A 16059-nucleotide genomic window follows, 5' to 3' on the forward strand; every position below is an offset into this window, starting at 1 on the left:
TCACCGGGAGCGGTAGAACCGGCGCAGGGCGACGGCCGCGGCCACCCCGCCCGCGACCGCCCCGACGCCCGCGGCGATGGGCAGCCCGATCATGGTCGCCTTACGGCCGGTACGGAAGTCCCTGACGTCCCAGCCGTTCTCCCTGGCGTACTCACGCAGCTCGGCGTCCGGGTTGATCGCGGTCGCGTGGCCGACGAGCGACAGCAGCGGCAGGTCGTTGGCCGAGTCGCTGTAGGCCGAGCAGCGGCTCAGGTCGAGACCCTCCCTGCGGGCCAGCGCCCGTACGGCCTCGGCCTTGGCGGGGCCGTGGAGCAGGTCGCCGACCAGCCGCCCGGTGTAGACGCCGTCCTCGGTCTCGGCGACCGTGCCCAGGGCGCCGGTCAGGCCGAGGCGCTGGGCGATGACCCGGGCCAGCTCGACCGGGGTCGCGGTGACCAGCCACACGCGCCTTCCGGCGTCCAGGTGGCTCTGTGCCAGCGCGCGGGTGCCCGCCCAGATGCGGTCGGCCATCACCTCGTCGTAGATCTCCTCGCCGAGCCTGACGATCTCCTCGACCTTGCTGCCCGCCACGAAGGCCAGCGCGGTCTCCCTGGCCTTGGCGATGTGCTCGGGGTTCTCGTCGCCGCGCACGCGGAAGATGACCTGGCCGAGGGCGAACCTGACGAGGTCCCTGGTCGTGAACAGGCCGCGCGAGGCAAGCCCCCTGGCGAAGTGGTAGATGGAGGCGCCGCGCATCATCGTGTTGTCGACGTCGAAGAAGGCGGCCGAGGACGGGTCGGGCTCAACCATCGGCATGGCCACCGCCGCCGCGGCCGCCACCTCTCCGGCCATCCGAGATTCGTCCCGCCGTCGTAGTAGCCGCCTCATAGCCCCTCAGCTTAACCGCGTACGTACGCCGAGCCGGTGTGCCGCTCTCTACTCTCTGGTGACGGGTTGTGAGGAATCGGGCTGGGTCAGCCCGTCGATGTAGTCGAGGTAGCCGTTGGCCCTGCGGCGGTCGTTCTCGTCCATCTTGGGGAGCATGATCTGGATCTGGTCGCGCTGCTTCTGGACGAAGCGCCTGAGCTGCCCGGTGCTCCTGCCGCTGCGGCGCTCGACCCGGGTGAGGGAGGTGACCGCGGAGCGGGTGGTGTCCTCCATGTCCTTGAGGGTCTCGTCGATCAGGCCGCTCTCCCGCTCGGTCGCGCCCAGCAGCTCCTCGACCTCGTGGGCGCGTGTCTCGGCGTAGCCGAAGGAGCGGTCGGCCCGTTCGGCGTCGTTGGTGCTCAGGTGGAAGAGCGTGCTCTCGGCCGCGCGCTTGAGCGGGTAGAGGGCGTCGCCCGGCATCGACCGGTAGGTCCCCACGCCTCCGCCGACCAGCGCGCCCGCCAGCGCCAGGCTGACCACCTGGGGCACCAGTGTCGTACGGCGCCGCCGCACGGGGGCGCTCGCGGTCTCCGGGACCGGGTCCGGGGGCAGGTCCTCCTGCTCGGCGACGGTCACCTCGGCGGCGGTCATCTCGGTGACGGTCATGAGGCGTTCGCGCAGCTCGGCGCGGAACTCGGGCCTGGGGTCGCCGCCCATGTCGGCACCGAGCCTGGACACGCGGTCCTGGATGCGTGTCCGCGATCTGCGTGAGATGCCGGGCAGCCACTTACCCATGAACGCTCCCTGCCGCCCCCAGGTCATGATCCGTCTGTGCACTTGCCTAACGACAGCCCCGCGTGCCAGGTTACGCGATCCCCTGCCATCGGCACGGTCAGCCGAGGTCCGAGGGCAGCGCCCGCGCGAGCGCCCGGATGGCGCGGAACTGCAGGGCCTTGATCGCCCCGCTCTTCTTTCCCATGACGAGAGCGGTCTCCGCGAGGGACATTCCGTGCAGGAACCGCAGGACCACGCACTCCTGCTGTTCGGGGCCGAGGGCGCGCACCGCGCTGAGCACCCGGTCGTTGATCATGGCGGTGACGACGGCGTTCTCCGGGATGTGCGGGCCGTCGAGGGGGACGTCGAACACCTGGGCGGTCGAGACCTCAAGGCGGTATCTCCCCGACTTGAAGTGATCGGCGACCAGGTTCCTGGCGATGGTCACGAGCCAGGCCCCGAAGTCACGGCCCTGCCAGGTGAAGTCGGCGATTCGGCGCAGTGCCCTCAGGAAGGTCTCGCTGGTGAGATCCTCGGCCAGCGGGTGGGAGCCGACCCGGAAGTAGACGTAGCGGTAGACCAGGTCCAGATAGCGGTCGTAGAGCGTGCCAAAGGCGTCCGTGTCCCCGGTCTTGGCACGCAGAACAAGCCTCCGGAGTTCCTCCGAGGCGTCCTCGCGTGTGGCGAGCTCATTACTGCGGGCAGGCTGGGTCACCCCGGTGGTCGTGGGGAGGGGCCCGGCGAACGGCCACGTGTCTGGCATCCGGTATCCCTTGGGGGAGGGGGCACGGCGTGCTCGAACACTCTAGGAAAACATCCTGAAATTCCACAATCCACTGGGCAATGTCGTGACTGCGGGTAATCGATCGATACGGTAGGGCGCCGGTGGTTTCGTACCGATCCGGGCAGCCCGTCATCAGTTCGGCTACCGGTTAGGGGGTAATGTCCGGCAGCATTGGAGGCACCATGAATCTCCTCGTCGCTGTCATCGCGTTCGCCGGGGCGCTGCTCGCGGTCATCGCCACAGTCGCTCTCATCAGCCGGATCCGGGACGAACGCAAGGGATGGCTGATCGCCTGGAGCCTCACGACGGCGACGCTGGGGGTATCACTCGGAGTAATCGGAACCGGTTGCATCATTGGATTTGGGGCGACCACATTCCGCGTTTTCCAGCTTTCCGGATCATTGCTCGCCCCGCTCTGGATGGCCGTCGGAGTGGTTCAGCTCATCGGTCGCGGGTCGGCGGGAAGATTCGCCTCCTGGCTGCTCGGAGTGGCGTTCACCATCGTCGGAACGGTCATCATGATCTCCGACCGGGTGGACCTGGTGCAGGAGTTCACCACCAGCCTGCCGCCGGGCAGCCGCCACTGGGACGTCTTCCCCGCCTACCTGCTCTGGGTGACGCACGCGGGCGCCGCGCTCGTCCTGCTCGGCGGTCTGATCTTCGCGGTACTGCGCCGCAACGGCGACGACTACGACGCCGACAACCTGCACGCGATGCTCGTGCTCGGCCCCGTCGGGCTGGCCATGATCGGGGGGGTCAGCTTCTCGGTCCCCGGGATGTTCACGATCGTCCTGCTCGCCGTCACCGGCGCCGCCGTCTGGTACGTCGTGCTCCGCCCGCTGGCACCGTACGAGGACGAGGACGAGGAGGAGCCGGTGGAGGAGGCACGGCGCGAGGTAGCACCCGCGGGCCGCAGGGCCGCGCCGGAGCAGCCGCCCTTCCAGGACGTCCAGGTCGCCGGGCGCCGGGCCGTACCCGAGGATTCGGCACGCCGTTCCGGTCTGGGTGATCTGGTGGCCGAATATCGGGCGGGCGAGCGGGAGGCCGACTACGCGGCGCACACGCGTCAGGCGCCGCTCCCCGCGAACACGCCGCCAGTGCCGCCAGCGGGGCCCGTGGGGAACGAGGCGTTCGGCGGGCCCGCGACGGGCATGTTCATGGCCGGTGACTACGTCATGCCGCCGACGGGCGGCGCCCACGCTCCCCAGCAGCCGGTGAACGGCCAGTTCGGCATGACCTCCGGCGGCCCGGCCACCGGGGAGTACGACATCCCGACCAACGAGTACAGCAGGCGCGGCGGCAGGCGGGCCAAACCCGCCGACCCCGCGCTGGGGCCCGTCACGGGCGAGTTCGCCGCCGACCCTCTGCGCGGCGGCAGGCACAACGGCCTCACCCCCATGCCCGCGGACCAGGCCTTCGGGCCCCCGCACCCCCCCGCGCCCCTCCAGGAGCCCCCGAGGGCCCCCAGGCACGGTCAGGTGCCCGAGCAGCCGCAGGCGGGCGTTCCCGCCTTCGGGGTGTACGGCCAGCCGCCCATGGCCGCCCCGGAGACCGGAGCCATGTATCCCGGCGCCAGGCCCGAACAGGGCGGCGGCGGAGGCCGTCCCTCCCCGGGCATCTTCGGGCTGCTGACCGTGTTCACCATCCTCGACGGCACCGGCGAGAGGTTCGACCGGCTGGCCGAGGAGACGCTCGAAGCCGTCCGCCGCACCGAGCCGGACACGCTGATCTACGCCTGTCACTCGGTGAAGTCGGCCCCGCTGCAGCGCATCGTCTACGAGCTCTACCGCGACGAGGTGGCCTACGCCGAACACCAGCGGCAGCCCCACGTCGAGCGCTTCGTCGCCGAGCGGCAGGCCATGGTGCTCGCGACGAACGTGATCGAACTCACGGTCAACGCCGCGAAGGTCGTGCCGCTGCCCACGGCGTTCAGGATCTGAGGGTCAGCGGGCCAGCGCGGCGCGCAGACGACCCTCGTCGACCCGCCAGAAGTCGTGCTGGACGCCGTCGATCAGGGTGACCGGGATCATCTCCCAGTACTTCGCCTGGTCCTCCTCGGAGAGCGTGATGTCACGCTCCTCCCAGGGAACGCCCAGCTCCGCCGCCACGCGGCCTATCACCGCCCGCGCGTCGTCGCACAGGTGACAGCCGGGCTTGCCGTACAGCGTGATGCGGTGGTCCTGCGGTGCCATGCCGTCACGCTAGCCCAGGGCGAGGCCGGTCCCGGCACGTGGGGGACAGGAGAGCAACCTGGGAGTTCTCGTCTCCCGCCGCCGTGACCGACACTGGGAAGACCCACTTTGTGCACCGGTTCACAAAGGGACTAACCTGAAAGACAGTGGCCTCACCTCGTCATCCGTCGCGTCCGGGCCGCGCCGGCCGCCTGTCCCCCTGGAGCTCCGGCACGTGATTCGCCGTCTTTCCCAAGCTCGTGAACGTGGCATCCCCGAGGCGACCGTCGCCCGGTTGCCGCTCTATCTGCGAGCGCTCAACGGCATGGCCGAGCGGGGCCTTGCGACCGTGAGCTCGGAGGACCTGGCCGTCGCCGCGGGAGTCAACTCGGCCAAGCTCCGCAAGGACCTGTCACACCTGGGTTCCTACGGCACCCGCGGGGTAGGCTACGACGTCGAGTACCTCATCTACCAGATCTCCCGTGAACTGGGTCTGACCCAGGACTGGGCGGTCGCGATCGTCGGGGTGGGCAACCTCGGGCGCGCGCTCGCCAACTACGGAGGGTTCGTCTCCAGGGGGTTCAGGGTCGCCGCGCTCCTGGACGCCGACCCGGAGGTGGTGGGTGACCACATCGCGGGCCTGACCGTGGAGCACGTCGACGAGTTGGAGGCCGTCATCAGGCGGCGGGCCGTGTCGATCGTGGTGCTCGCGACTCCCGGCGCGGCCGCGCAGCAACTGGCCGACAGGGTCATCGCCGCAGGTGTGACCAGCATTCTGAACTTCGCTCCGGTCGTACTCGCTGTACCCGAAGGCGTCGATATCCGTAAAGTCGACCTATCCATTGAACTGCAGATCCTCGCGTTCCACGAACAACGTAAGACGGATCGGATGACTGGGGGGCCCGCGATGGCCGAGGAGTGGCCCGAGGCGGTGGACTTGTGAACGACAGAGCCCGAAGGCACGACGTCTCCCGTCGGGGGACCACGGGTTCGCCACGACCCGGGGAGGCCCGATGAGCGTCCTCGTCGTCGGTCTGAGTCACAGGACCGCCCCCGTCGCCCTGCTCGAACAGGTCTCCGTCTCCGGTGACGCCCTGGTCAAGCTGCTGCACGACGTGCAGCAGGACGCCCGGGTCGCCGAGGCCATGGTCGTCTCGACCTGCAACCGGGTCGAGGTCTACGTCGTCGTCGACCGCTTCCACGCGGCCGTCAACGCGATCTCCGAGCTGCTCGCCGTGCACTCCGGCGTCGCCATGGAGCGGCTGATCGGCCACCTGTACGTCCACTACGAGGACCGGGCGGTCGAGCACCTGTTCTCCGTCGGCTCCGGGCTCGACTCGATGGTCCTGGGCGAGGGGCAGATCCTCGGCCAGATCCGCTCGGCGCTCAAGCTCGCCCAGGAGCAGGGCACCGTCGGCTCCACGCTCAACGAGCTGGTCCAGCAGACCCTGCGGGTCGGCAAGCGCTCCCACACCGAGACCGGTATCGACAGGGCGGGCGCCTCCCTCGTCGGCGTCGGCCTCACCCTCGCCGAGCGCACCCTCGGCCCCATCCAGGGCAGGCGCGCCCTGGTCGTCGGCGCGGGCTCGATGAGCGCCCTGTCCGCCGCGACCCTCCAGCGCTCCGGCGTCACCGACATCGTGATCGTCAACCGCACCCACGAGCGCGCCGTACGGCTGGCGCAGACGGTCGGCGGCAGGGCCGCCAGGTTCGACGACCTGGCCGCCGAGCTGGCCGAGGCCGACCTGGTGATCTCGTGCACCGGCGCCACCGACGTGGTCGTCACCGCCGACATGGTCCCCGCCAGGCAGATGTTCGTGCTGGACCTCGCGCTGCCCCACGACGTCGATCCGGCGGTACGGCGCCTGCCCGGCGTCACCCTCGTGGACCTGGAGTCGATGCAGGACGGCGACATCGACGCCGAGACCGACGACGGCGGACGGGCCGAGGCGGTCGTCGCCGTCCGCGAGATCGTCGCCCAGGAGGTCGCGGCCTACCTGTCGGCCGAGCGCGCCGCGCGGGTCACCCCGACCGTGGTCGCGCTGCGCAGCAAGGCCGCCGACGTGGTCGAGGCCGAGCTGGGACGGCTCGCCTCCCGGGTGCCCAGCCTCGACGGGCGGGTCCGCGACGAGGTCGCGCAGACGGTCAGGCGCGTGGTCGACAAGCTGCTCCACGAGCCCACCGTGCGTGTCAAACAGCTCGCCGAGTCTCCGGCAGGCGATCATTATGCGGAGGCACTGCGCGAGCTGTTCAATCTTGACCCGAAGGTGCCCGACGCGGTGAGACGGGTCGAATCGGTGGAAACGGAGACGAGCAAGAAGGAGGTGGGCAGATGAGCGACACGGTTCCTCCGCTGAGGATGGGGACGCGGCGCAGTCTGATGGCGACGACCCAGTCGGGCCTGGTCGCCGCCCGCCTCACCGAGCTGACCGGCCGCGCCGTCGAACTGGTCGGCGTCACCACCTTCGGTGACGTGACCAAGGCCAACCTCACCCAGCTCGGCGGGACCGGCGTCTTCGTCAGCGCGCTGCGCGACAAGCTCATCGAGGGTGAGATCGACTTCGCGGTCCACTCGCTGAAGGACCTGCCGACCACGCCGGACCCGCGCATCGTCATCGCCGCCATCCCGCCCCGCGACGACCCCAGGGACGCCCTGGTCGGTCCCGCCAAGCTGGCCGATCTGCCGCCGGGCTCCAAGATCGGCACCGGCTCCCCGCGCCGGGTCTCCCAGCTGCGGATCCTCCGCCCCGACCTGGAGTACGTCGCGATCCGCGGCAACGCGGAGACCCGCATCGGCAAGGTCACCTCGGGCGAGCTGCAGGGCATCGTCCTGGCCGCCGCGGGGCTCGGGCGTCTCAAGCGCGAGGCGGAGATCGCCCAGGTCTTCGAGGTCGAGGAGATGCTCCCGGCCCCCGGGCAGGGCGCGCTGGCCGTCGAGTGCCGCGCCGACCGTCCCGACCTCGTCGAGTTCCTGAGCGTGCTCGACGACGCCGCAACCCGCGCCGCGGTCACCGCGGAGCGCGCGGTGCTCGCCGCTCTTGAGGCGGGGTGCGCGGCCCCGGTCGGCGCCTACTCCGCGGAGCGCGGGCACGAACTGTTCCTTACCGCCGCTGTCGTCGCCGTGGACGGCAGCCGAGCGGTACGCAAGTCCGCCGCCGGGACCTCTTCGGCGCCCATGGATCTCGGTCGCGACCTCGCGGCCGAGATGATCGCCGAAGGGGCAGGCACGTTGATAGGGGAGCGAGCACATTGAGCTCCGGAAGTACCACCTTCGAGCGCTCCGCCGGGTTCGTCGCCTTCGTGGGCGCAGGACCGGGTGACGAGGGCCTGCTCACGCTTCGCGGCGCCGACCTGCTCTCGAAGGCCGACGTCGTCGTGCTCGATCGGGAGCCGTACGGCACGCTGCTGCGCCACTGCCGGGAGAACGTCGAGGTCGTCGACACCGCGAACGAGGAGGCCGTCTCACTGCGAGCCGTCACCGCGGCCAAGGCGGGCCGCGACGTCGTGCGCCTGTGCGCTGGCGACCCGATGTTCTTCTCCTCGATCACCGAGGAGGTCGCGGCCTGCGCCAAGGCCGAGGTGGACTTCGAGATCGTCCCCGGCGTGCCAGCGGCGACCGCGGTCCTCACCTACGCGGGCATTCCCGCCGCGGTCTCCGTGCCCGAGTTCCGGGTCGTGGACGCCACCCAGGTCGAGGACTGGTCGGCGCACGCGGCCGGCGCGGGCACCCTGGTGATCTACAACGGCCTCTCCCAGGCCGCCGCGATCGGCAAGGCACTCATCGCCGCGGGCCGCCCCGACTCGACGCAGGTCGCGATCAGCGGTTCGGGCACGACCACCGAGCAGTACACCGTGGTGACGACGCTCGGCAGGATCGCGCCCGACCTCAAGCACGCCGGGATGGCCGAGCCCGCGCTGATCGTGGTCGGCGAGGCGGTCGGCATGCGGGAGCGCCTGTCGTGGTTCGAGACCAAGCCGCTGTTCGGCTGGCGGGTGCTCGTGCCCAGGACCAAGGAGCAGTCGGCCGGGCTCGTCGAGCAGCTCCGCTCCTACGGCGCGGTGCCGGAGGAGGTCCCCACGATCTCCGTCGAGCCGCCCCGCACGCCGCAGCAGATGGACCGGGCGATCAAGGGCCTGGTCACGGGCCGCTACGAGTGGGTGGCCTTCACCAGCGCCAACGCGGTCAAGGCCGTGCGGGAGAAGTTCGAGGAGTACGGCCTCGACGCCAGGGCCTTCGCCGGGCTCAAGGTCGCCGCCGTCGGCGAGGCCACCGCGCGGGCCCTGGTGAGCTTCGGGGTCAAGCCCGACCTGATGCCCTCGGGCGAGCAGTCGTCTGAGGGACTCGTCGCGGAGTGGCCACCGTACGACTCGATGCTCGACCCGATCAACCGGGTCCTGCTGCCGCGCGCGGACATCGCCACGGAGACCCTCGTGGCCGGGCTGACCGAGCTGGGCTGGGAGTGCGACGACGTGACCGCCTACCGGACGGTCAGGGCGGCGCCGCCGCCCGCGCCGACCCGGGAGGCGATCAAGAGCGGTGGCTTCGACGCGGTGATGTTCACCTCGTCGAGCACCGTGCGCAACCTTGTGGGCATCGCGGGCAAGCCGCACAACGTCACGGTCATCGCCGTGATCGGCCCGCAGACCGCGAGGACCGCCGAGGAGTTCGGGCTCAGGGTGGACGTCATGGCCGACAAGCCCTCCGCCTCCGCCCTCGCCTCGGCACTGGCCGAGTACGGCGCCAAGCAGCGGCAGGCGGCCGTCGCCGCGGGGGACGTCCCCCGCAGGCCCTCCCAGACGAGGCGGGGGGCCAGGCGCCGCGCCAAGTAACCTGAAGAACGGCAGGCACGGGTGCCACGCGGCAGGAGGTCGGCGCGTCGGCACCCGGGAAGACGTTGACCAACCGAACACGTCCCCCGGCTCCTCTCACCTCCTTGCGGTGCCGTGTGCCGTTGCCGGGGGGAGGGGGAGAGACCATGACCGCCCAGTTCCCTGTCGCGCGCCCACGCAGGCTCCGCCGTACGGCGGCGATGCGCCGGATGGTCGCGGGAACCCGCCTGCACCCGTCCGAGCTGGTGCTGCCGGTGTTCGTCAAGGAAGGCATCGACGAGCCAAGCCCGGTGACCTCCATGCCCGGTGTCCTGCAGCACACCCGTGACTCCCTGCTCAAGGCCGCCAACGAGGCGGCGCAGGCGGGGGTCGGCGGCCTGATCCTGTTCGGCGTGCCCGAGGTGAAGGACGCCAGGGGCTCGGCCGCCGACGACCCCGAGGGCATCGTCCAGCGCGCGGTCGCCGACCTGGTCGCCGAGGTCGGTGACGCGCTGGTCGTGATGACCGACACCTGCCTGGACGAGTTCACCGACCACGGCCACTGCGGCGTCCTGACCCCGGACGGGGAGGTCGACAACGACGTCACCCTTGAGCGTTACGCCGCCGCCGCGGTCGCCCAGGCCAGGGCCGGGTCCCAGGTCATCGCGCCAAGCGGCATGATGGACGGCCAGGTCGCCGCGATCCGCGCCGCCCTGGACGCCGACGGCTTCGAGCAGATCCCGATCCTGGCCTACTCGGTCAAGTACGCCTCGGCGTTCTACGGCCCCTTCAGGGAGGCCGCCGAGTGCGCGCCGCAGTTTGGCGACCGCAACGCCTACCAGCAGGACGGGGCTGGCCCGGTCGGGGAGGCGCTGCGCGAGGTGCGTCTCGACCTGGAGGAGGGGGCCGACGCCGTGATGGTCAAGCCCGCCCTCGCCTACCTCGACATCCTGCGCCAGGTGCGCGACCTGGTCGACGTCCCGGTGGCCGCCTACCAGGTCAGCGGCGAGTACTCCATGATCGAGGCCGCCGCGGCGAACGGCTGGATCGACCGGGACCGCGCCATCATGGAGTCCCTGGTCGCGATCCGCAGGGCGGGGGCCGACATGATCCTCACCTACTGGGCGACCGAGGTGGCCAGAAAGCTGGGCTGACCTGGTGTGACGACAGGCACGTGGTGAGAACCGGGGGTTTGTCGCTTGCGGATGGGGTCTGTGCGTTAGAGTGCGAGGACCGGTGCGGATGTGTCCCAGGTGGTGTAGACCCTGGCTGTCTGACTTCTTGTGCTGATCGACCGAACGCGGGCATGTCATCGCATCCGAGGACATGCGGGACGCGCGGACGACGGAGGACACGATGGTGGGGGTACCGCTGACTCGTCGCGGCAAACGACGCGCTCATCCGAAACAGACGGTCGCCTCCGTGCTGGAGTACGCCGCCCTCGGCTGGCCGAGCTGTCCCGGGGCGCGGCCGCTGAACAGCGGTTCCCGCGCCTGCTCGTGCGACCGCATCGGCTGCCCCGACGCCGGTGCCCACCCGCTCTCCCGCGCCTGGCAGATGCAGGCGACCACCGACCCCGCCCTGCTGAGCCACTGGTGGCAACGGGACCCGGAGGCGAACGTGATCCTCCCCACGGGCCGGGTCTTCGACGTCTTCGACGTGCCACTCGCCTCCGGCCTGGCCGCCTTCGCGAACATGGACTCCGCCGGAACCGCCCAGGGCCCGGTCGCCGCCAACGGTGACCGGGTCCTGTTCTATGTGGCCACCCGCAACACCTCCGAGGACGAGGACGAGTGGTGGTCCTGCCCCCTGGACTACGGGCCCTCGACGATCGAGGAGATGCCGGGCCTGCGCTGGCACTGCCGCGACAGCTACGTCCTGGCCCCACCCTCCCTGCTGGCAACAGGCAAACCCGCCACCTGGCTCCGCCCTCCGGATGGTCGACCGCTTCCTGATCCTCTGCTGGTGCTGGAGCAACTGGCTGATACCTGCTGATTTGCGACGCCTGGCGGCGTCGCGGGCTTGGGCGCTTCGGGTCGGCTCCTTCCCTCGTCACTCGTCCGCTTCGCTCCCTCGCTCCTCAGTCCAGTCGCCGACGCGCCCAAGCCGACACTCTTCACTCACGGCACCGGTACCCCCAACTCCTCACGCACGGCGCCGGGGCGCGGAGCCAGGTTTCGATGGGCCCTTCCACGAGGGTTTTCCGGGGTGGCCCTGAGGCCGGGGGTGGGGTTTGCGTCGTTACGCTGGGGGCGTGAGCCTTACTGAGAAGTCCGAGGACCTGTTCGCCCGTGCCCGCGAGATCGTCCCTGGAGGGGTGAACTCTCCCGTCCGCGCCTTCGGTGCCGTCGGTGGGACGCCCCGGTTCATGGCCTCGGGGCAGGGGCCGTACATCACGGACGTGGACGGCAACCGCTACGTCGATCTGGTCTGCTCCTGGGGGCCGATGATCCTCGGGCACCGGCACCCGGCCGTGGTCGAGGCCCTGCAGGACGCGCTCGCCGCCGGAACCTCGTTCGGTACGGCCACGCCCGGCGAGGTCGCGCTCGCCGAGGAGATCGTCTCCCGTGTCGCCCCGGTGGAGAAGGTCCGGCTCGTCAGCTCGGGCACCGAGGCCACGATGTCCGCCGTACGGCTGGCACGGGGGTTCACCGGCCGGGCGAAGATCGTCAAGTTCGCCGGGTGCTACCACGGCCACGTGGACGCGCTGCTCGCCTCCGCCGGGTCGGGACTGGTGACCTTCGGGCTGCCCGACACCCCCGGCGTCACCGGAGCGTCGGCCGCCGACACGGTCGTGCTGCCCTACAACTCGGTCGAGGCCGTGACCGAGGCATTCCGGGAGTTCGGCGACGAGATCGCGTGTGTGATCACCGAGGCGTGCCCGGCCAACATGGGCGTCGTTCCTCCGCTGGACGGCTTCAACGCCAAACTGCGTGAGCTGTGCACCGCCCACGGAGCCCTGCTGATCCTCGACGAGGTGCTCACCGGCTTCCGGGTCACCGAGGCCGGGTGGTACGGCCACGACCCGGTCGAGGCCGACCTGATGACCTTCGGCAAGGTCATGGGCGGTGGCCTGCCCGCCGCGGCCTTCGGAGGACGTGCCGACGTGATGGCCAACCTCGCCCCCGAGGGGCCGGTCTACCAGGCGGGCACCCTGTCGGGGAACCCGCTGGCCTGCGCGGCGGGCCTGGCCACGCTGCTCGCCTGCGACGAGGAGGTCTACGACCGGGTCGACGCCGCCGCCCTGATCATCGGCCGCGCCGCCTCCGACGCTCTGGCGGCGGCCGGGGTGCCGCACCGCCTGCAGCGCGCGGGCAGCCTGTTCTCCATCTTCTTCACCGAGGACCGGGTCGCCGACTTCGCCGGGGCGCAGAGCCAGAACACCGCCGCCTACCGGGCGTTCTTCCACGGCATGCTCGACCAGGGCGTCTACCTGCCCCCTTCGGCCTACGAGGCGTGGTTCCTCTCCTCGGCCCACGACGACGAGGCCCTCTCCCAGGTAGCGGAAGCCCTCCCCACAGCCGCCAAAGCCGCCGCCCAAGCTTTCTGACCATGAAGAACCCGGCTTGGGCGCGTCGGCGACTGGACTGAGGAGCGAGGGAGCGAAGCGGAGGAGCGACGAGGGAAGGAGCCGACCTGAGGCGCCCAAGCCCGCGCTGCCGAAGGTGGCGCAAAGGGGCGCGGCTAGTCGATGGGGAAGGGGACCGGGACGGTCAGGTGGCCGTGGTGGATGCCGGTGAGGCCGTAGGCGCCGGTGGCGGGGTCGAGTTCGTAGACGTAGACGACGGCTTTGCCGTCGTTGTTCTCCACCCGCCAGAAGTGCCTGATGCCCGCCTCGGCGTACCGGAACGGCTTGGTCTTGCGGTCGCGGTCCTCTGACTCGGGAGAGACGATCTCGACGACGAGACGCACTTCGTCGGGGGTGTAGAACGTCCGCTCGTCGTCGTCGGCCGCGACGGTGTCGATGACGACGATGTCGGGACAGGGACGTGTCCGATGCCCGAGCTTGACGTCCATCTGGTCCACCGCTGAGAGGGACTCCGGAGCCTGTTCGTCGAGCGCCGCAGTGAGGCGACGGATCATGCGCTGGTGGAAACGCTTCTGGGGGGACATGAAGACGAGGGCTCCATCGATGAGTTCGACGTGCTTGAAGAAGTCGGGCTCGCCGTTCGGTCCCTCTGCCGGAAGGTGGTCGAGGTCGTCGGCCTTCCACCCCCAGGGGGGCGGTGACGGCCAGTATTCGAGCGCGCTACTCACGGTGTTCACCGTAACGTCATCCTCGTCACCCGGTGTACCCATTCCAGATCATCTCCGTTGCCTTCCGCTCATTGTCTCCCGCCTCCCCGCCCCGAAGCCATAAACACGATGCGGACGCGCCAAGCCCCAAGTTCGGGTTTTGGGGTACCGGTGCCGTGCGTGAGGAGTTTGGCTTGGGCGCCGTCGGTTTCTGGACTGAGGAGTGACGGAGCGCAGCGGAGGAACGACGAGGGAAGAGACCGACGGCGCCCAAGCCCGCGGCGCCGTTAGGCGCCGCAAAGAGGCAGGGCAGCGGCGCACTATGGCGCTGTAAGAATCTGATCAAGAGAAGCAGGGTCAGAGAGAAGTTCGTTGACCTGTTCCGCGGTGAGGTCCTTGCCGTTGAGGCGGAGGGTCGGGGTGCTGTTGACCTGTTGTTTCTGGGCGTATTCGGTGGCCTTGTCCACGTCGCCCGCCATCCCCATGCCGACGACGCACTTCTCGAACCCGGCGTCGTAGAAGCCGAGGTCACGGGCCCAGTTGAGCAGGTCCTTGTTCTCGAAGCCGTTCTGGCCCTCGACGGGCTGGTTGGCGTACAGCGTCTTGGCGTACGAGGCCCACTTGTCGGGCGGGGTGCACAGGGCCGCGTTGGCTCCGCGCCGGGAGACCGAGGGCACGGGTTCGGGGTGGTTGGGTGCCTTGAAGAGCTGGAACGGCCGGAAGATCACCTTGGCCCTGCCGTCCGCGGCGGCCTTGTAGATCGCGTCGCCCGCGCTGTCCTCAAGCTTCTTGCAGAAGGGGCACTGGAAGTCCTCGAAGATCTCCAGGGTGGGGGCGGTGACGCCCTCCTTGGCCATGAGGATCGAGCCGTCCGCCTGGCGGGTGGTCGGGGCCAGCGGGCCGGTGTAGGCGACGGCCTTCTGGTCGCTCTGACCGGCGTTGTTCTGCACGACGACGACCGTGACCACGACGACCGCCGCGGCGGCTATACCGCCCAGAACGCCCAGCAGCAGTTTCCGCTGCCTTTCACGGGCGGCCTGAAGTTTGCGTTCCTCGGCGATGCGCTCCCTGGCCGACTTCTGCCGGGCACTCTTGCTCATCACGACTCCTCATCGATATCGCCACGGCGGTCAGGCCGTCTGGCCCACCCGTCGGTATTCGTCAGCCACGACACATCCGAAAAGCGCCACGGTTATCACGTGTACGGCCGTGCACCACAGGCAGATCTTGCCGAGAACGAGCAGTTCCGCGCTCACCAGGTAGACCACGAAGAGCACCCCGACGATCACGCTGCCGAGCCGTACCCAGCGGATGAGGGGGGAGGCGGAACGCCAGGCCCACGGGGTGGTCAGCGCCGTGATCGCGGCGAAGAACAGCAGGCCGAGCATGGGGACCGGAATGCCCATCAGTTCGGAGTAGCTGCTCGACGTCACGGAGGCGCAGTCGATCGTGGAGTTCTCCGCGCACACGAGACGGATCGCGGTGTCGTAGTGGGCGAGGGTCAGGTAGGCCGAGATCGCCAGGCCCACGACGCTCAGCAGGAGGGTCGTGACAAGGAGCCAACGCGGCTGCTCCGGTGCTCGGCCGGAGCGCGGGTGGACGTCTGTGGCCATGGGGTTTCCTTCGTACGGCCCCGCTCTTGCGCCGTGGGGGAGAGGCGTGGCGATGCTAGAACAAAGGGCGTAAGAGGGTGGTAAGGGGCTTGGTACTGCCTTTTTGTGGGTCAGGTCTGAGCGACGATAGCCGGGGCCGCTTTCCTGAAATAGGGGACAAAGTCCCTCGAAAGGATTGGCCGTTGCTTTCCTGGGGCCGACATGGGCCGGGGAGGGCGGACGGGTAGCCTGAGGGAGTCGGTTGTGAGGCCGTTCCAACAGCGGATGAGGGCCGCGCGTGTGCCGACGTGGTGCCATGGGCGACCTACGATGATCATCGGCGATCCGTGGTAGACAGTCGTCCTCCGGACCGATCATCGTCCCCCGATTGGAAAAGCCCGTGACCGAACGAGGAACGTATGTGCTGGGCATCCCCACCGCCGCGGGCGGCAAGGTGGTGTTGCCTTTCCTGACGGGGGAGCAGGCGGAGCGGATCAAGGCGGCGTTCGAGGACGTCGCCGAGGCCGCGGCCCACGTGAAGGAGAAGCCGATGGGAGCGACGCGCCCCTGTGGCAACTGCGGAGGAAACGGCCACTACTACGAGACCCGCGAGACCAGGACCGCCGCGGGCGGGACGGTGGTGACCCAGGTCGAGATCACCTGCCGTCCCTGCAAGGGAAGTGGACAGGTCAGCGTGAAGGCCTGAGGTCCCCACAGCCGTGCCCCGTGGCTCGAAAGGTGCGCGGGCGAAGGCGATGGGCCGGGCGGGACGAAGACGTGATGGATTCGGTGACTTTCGTCCCTGTTTGTGCCTTTTCTTTAGTAAAGGGAGCTTTCTGGACTATGG

At 69.8% G+C, this 16059-nt stretch carries 16 protein-coding genes; 9 read left to right on the plus strand and 7 right to left on the minus strand.

The window, feature by feature from the left end; genetic code table 11:
* From FHS44_RS01130 to FHS44_RS01140, 3 genes are all read right to left on the minus strand, one after another.
* Entirely contained in the window at positions 1-831 is an 831-nt protein-coding gene (locus FHS44_RS01130; RefSeq protein ID WP_376771551.1) for an HAD family hydrolase, read from the minus strand.
* A gap of 84 nt (positions 832-915) precedes the next feature.
* Positions 916-1641, minus strand: a complete 726-nt coding sequence (locus FHS44_RS01135) for a DUF5667 domain-containing protein (protein ID WP_184711968.1) — start codon at positions 1639-1641, stop codon at positions 916-918.
* A 97-nt stretch (positions 1642-1738) separates the two neighbouring features.
* Complete coding sequence (locus tag FHS44_RS01140; protein WP_184711969.1) at positions 1739-2383, minus strand: sigma-70 family RNA polymerase sigma factor; 645 nt, start codon at positions 2381-2383, stop codon at positions 1739-1741.
* A gap of 203 nt (positions 2384-2586) precedes the next feature.
* Here FHS44_RS01140 and FHS44_RS01145 point away from each other — a divergent pair, with 203 nt between their 5' ends.
* Positions 2587-4344, plus strand: a complete 1758-nt coding sequence (locus FHS44_RS01145; protein WP_184711970.1) for a putative quinol monooxygenase — start codon at positions 2587-2589, stop codon at positions 4342-4344.
* A gap of 3 nt (positions 4345-4347) precedes the next feature.
* On the opposite strand, the gene FHS44_RS01150 is transcribed toward FHS44_RS01145, so the two are convergent.
* Positions 4348-4596 carry a glutaredoxin family protein gene (locus FHS44_RS01150; RefSeq protein WP_184711971.1) on the minus strand — a complete coding sequence of 83 codons (249 nt, stop codon included), beginning with the start codon at positions 4594-4596 and terminating at the stop codon, positions 4348-4350.
* Positions 4597-4810: 214 nt separating this feature from the next.
* Here FHS44_RS01150 and FHS44_RS01155 point away from each other — a divergent pair, with 214 nt between their 5' ends.
* From FHS44_RS01155 to hemL, 7 genes are all read left to right on the plus strand, one after another.
* Positions 4811-5518, plus strand: a complete 708-nt coding sequence (locus tag FHS44_RS01155; protein ID WP_184711972.1) for a redox-sensing transcriptional repressor Rex — start codon at positions 4811-4813, stop codon at positions 5516-5518.
* 70 nt (positions 5519-5588) lie between these two features.
* Positions 5589-6911: a glutamyl-tRNA reductase gene (locus tag FHS44_RS01160; protein WP_184711973.1), complete on the plus strand. Its 1323-nt coding sequence runs from the start codon at positions 5589-5591 to the stop codon at positions 6909-6911.
* Positions 6908-7828: a hydroxymethylbilane synthase gene (hemC, locus tag FHS44_RS01165; protein ID WP_184711974.1), complete on the plus strand. Its 921-nt coding sequence runs from the start codon at positions 6908-6910 to the stop codon at positions 7826-7828. The genes FHS44_RS01160 and hemC overlap by 4 nt, the downstream gene beginning before the upstream one ends.
* Entirely contained in the window at positions 7825-9405 is a 1581-nt protein-coding gene (locus tag FHS44_RS01170) for a bifunctional uroporphyrinogen-III C-methyltransferase/uroporphyrinogen-III synthase (protein ID WP_184711975.1), read from the plus strand. Before hemC ends, FHS44_RS01170 begins: the two co-directional genes overlap by 4 nt.
* 146 nt (positions 9406-9551) lie before the next feature.
* A complete protein-coding gene (hemB, locus tag FHS44_RS01175) occupies positions 9552-10538 on the plus strand; it encodes a porphobilinogen synthase (protein WP_184711976.1) in 987 nt (328 codons plus the stop codon).
* Between the two features lie 202 nt (positions 10539-10740).
* Entirely contained in the window at positions 10741-11379 is a 639-nt protein-coding gene (locus FHS44_RS01180) for a bifunctional DNA primase/polymerase (protein ID WP_184711977.1), read from the plus strand.
* A 259-nt stretch (positions 11380-11638) separates the two neighbouring features.
* Positions 11639-12934: a glutamate-1-semialdehyde 2,1-aminomutase gene (hemL, locus tag FHS44_RS01185; RefSeq protein ID WP_184711978.1), complete on the plus strand. Its 1296-nt coding sequence runs from the start codon at positions 11639-11641 to the stop codon at positions 12932-12934.
* Positions 12935-13068: 134 nt separating this feature from the next.
* Here the strand turns inward: hemL and FHS44_RS01190 are convergent, their stop codons facing one another.
* The 3 genes from FHS44_RS01190 to FHS44_RS01200 all read right to left on the minus strand — a co-directional run bounded on the left by FHS44_RS01190 (position 13069) and on the right by FHS44_RS01200 (position 15233).
* Complete coding sequence (locus FHS44_RS01190) at positions 13069-13650, minus strand: Uma2 family endonuclease (protein ID WP_312863494.1); 582 nt, start codon at positions 13648-13650, stop codon at positions 13069-13071.
* Between the two features lie 290 nt (positions 13651-13940).
* The gene (locus FHS44_RS01195) at positions 13941-14720 is read right to left on the minus strand and encodes a DsbA family protein (protein ID WP_184711980.1); all 780 of its coding nucleotides are present in this window, start codon (positions 14718-14720) and stop codon (positions 13941-13943) included.
* A 30-nt stretch (positions 14721-14750) separates the two neighbouring features.
* Entirely contained in the window at positions 14751-15233 is a 483-nt protein-coding gene (locus FHS44_RS01200; RefSeq protein WP_184711981.1) for a vitamin K epoxide reductase family protein, read from the minus strand.
* 379 nt (positions 15234-15612) lie between these two features.
* Here FHS44_RS01200 and FHS44_RS01205 point away from each other — a divergent pair, with 379 nt between their 5' ends.
* Entirely contained in the window at positions 15613-15918 is a 306-nt protein-coding gene (locus FHS44_RS01205; protein WP_184711982.1) for a hypothetical protein, read from the plus strand.
* Positions 15919-16059 lie beyond the last annotated feature (141 nt).

Source organism: Streptosporangium saharense (genome assembly GCF_014203715.1).
Lineage (GTDB): Bacteria > Actinomycetota > Actinomycetes > Streptosporangiales > Streptosporangiaceae > Streptosporangium > Streptosporangium saharense.

Coding starts and splice junctions, on each gene's coding strand:
- FHS44_RS01150 (WP_184711971.1), bottom strand. CDS start 4,596: ATGGCACCGCAGGACCACCGCATCACGCTGTACGGCAAGCCCGGCTGT.
- FHS44_RS01130 (WP_376771551.1), bottom strand. CDS start 831: ATGGCCGGAGAGGTGGCGGCCGCGGCGGCGGTGGCCATGCCGATGGTT.
- FHS44_RS01200 (WP_184711981.1), bottom strand. CDS start 15,233: ATGGCCACAGACGTCCACCCGCGCTCCGGCCGAGCACCGGAGCAGCCG.
- FHS44_RS01160 (WP_184711973.1), top strand. CDS start 5,589: ATGAGCGTCCTCGTCGTCGGTCTGAGTCACAGGACCGCCCCCGTCGCC.
- FHS44_RS01195 (WP_184711980.1), bottom strand. CDS start 14,720: ATGAGCAAGAGTGCCCGGCAGAAGTCGGCCAGGGAGCGCATCGCCGAG.
- hemB (WP_184711976.1), top strand. CDS start 9,552: ATGACCGCCCAGTTCCCTGTCGCGCGCCCACGCAGGCTCCGCCGTACG.
- FHS44_RS01145 (WP_184711970.1), top strand. CDS start 2,587: ATGAATCTCCTCGTCGCTGTCATCGCGTTCGCCGGGGCGCTGCTCGCG.
- FHS44_RS01135 (WP_184711968.1), bottom strand. CDS start 1,641: ATGGGTAAGTGGCTGCCCGGCATCTCACGCAGATCGCGGACACGCATC.
- FHS44_RS01140 (WP_184711969.1), bottom strand. CDS start 2,383: ATGCCAGACACGTGGCCGTTCGCCGGGCCCCTCCCCACGACCACCGGG.
- FHS44_RS01180 (WP_184711977.1), top strand. CDS start 10,741: ATGGTGGGGGTACCGCTGACTCGTCGCGGCAAACGACGCGCTCATCCG.
- hemC (WP_184711974.1), top strand. CDS start 6,908: ATGAGCGACACGGTTCCTCCGCTGAGGATGGGGACGCGGCGCAGTCTG.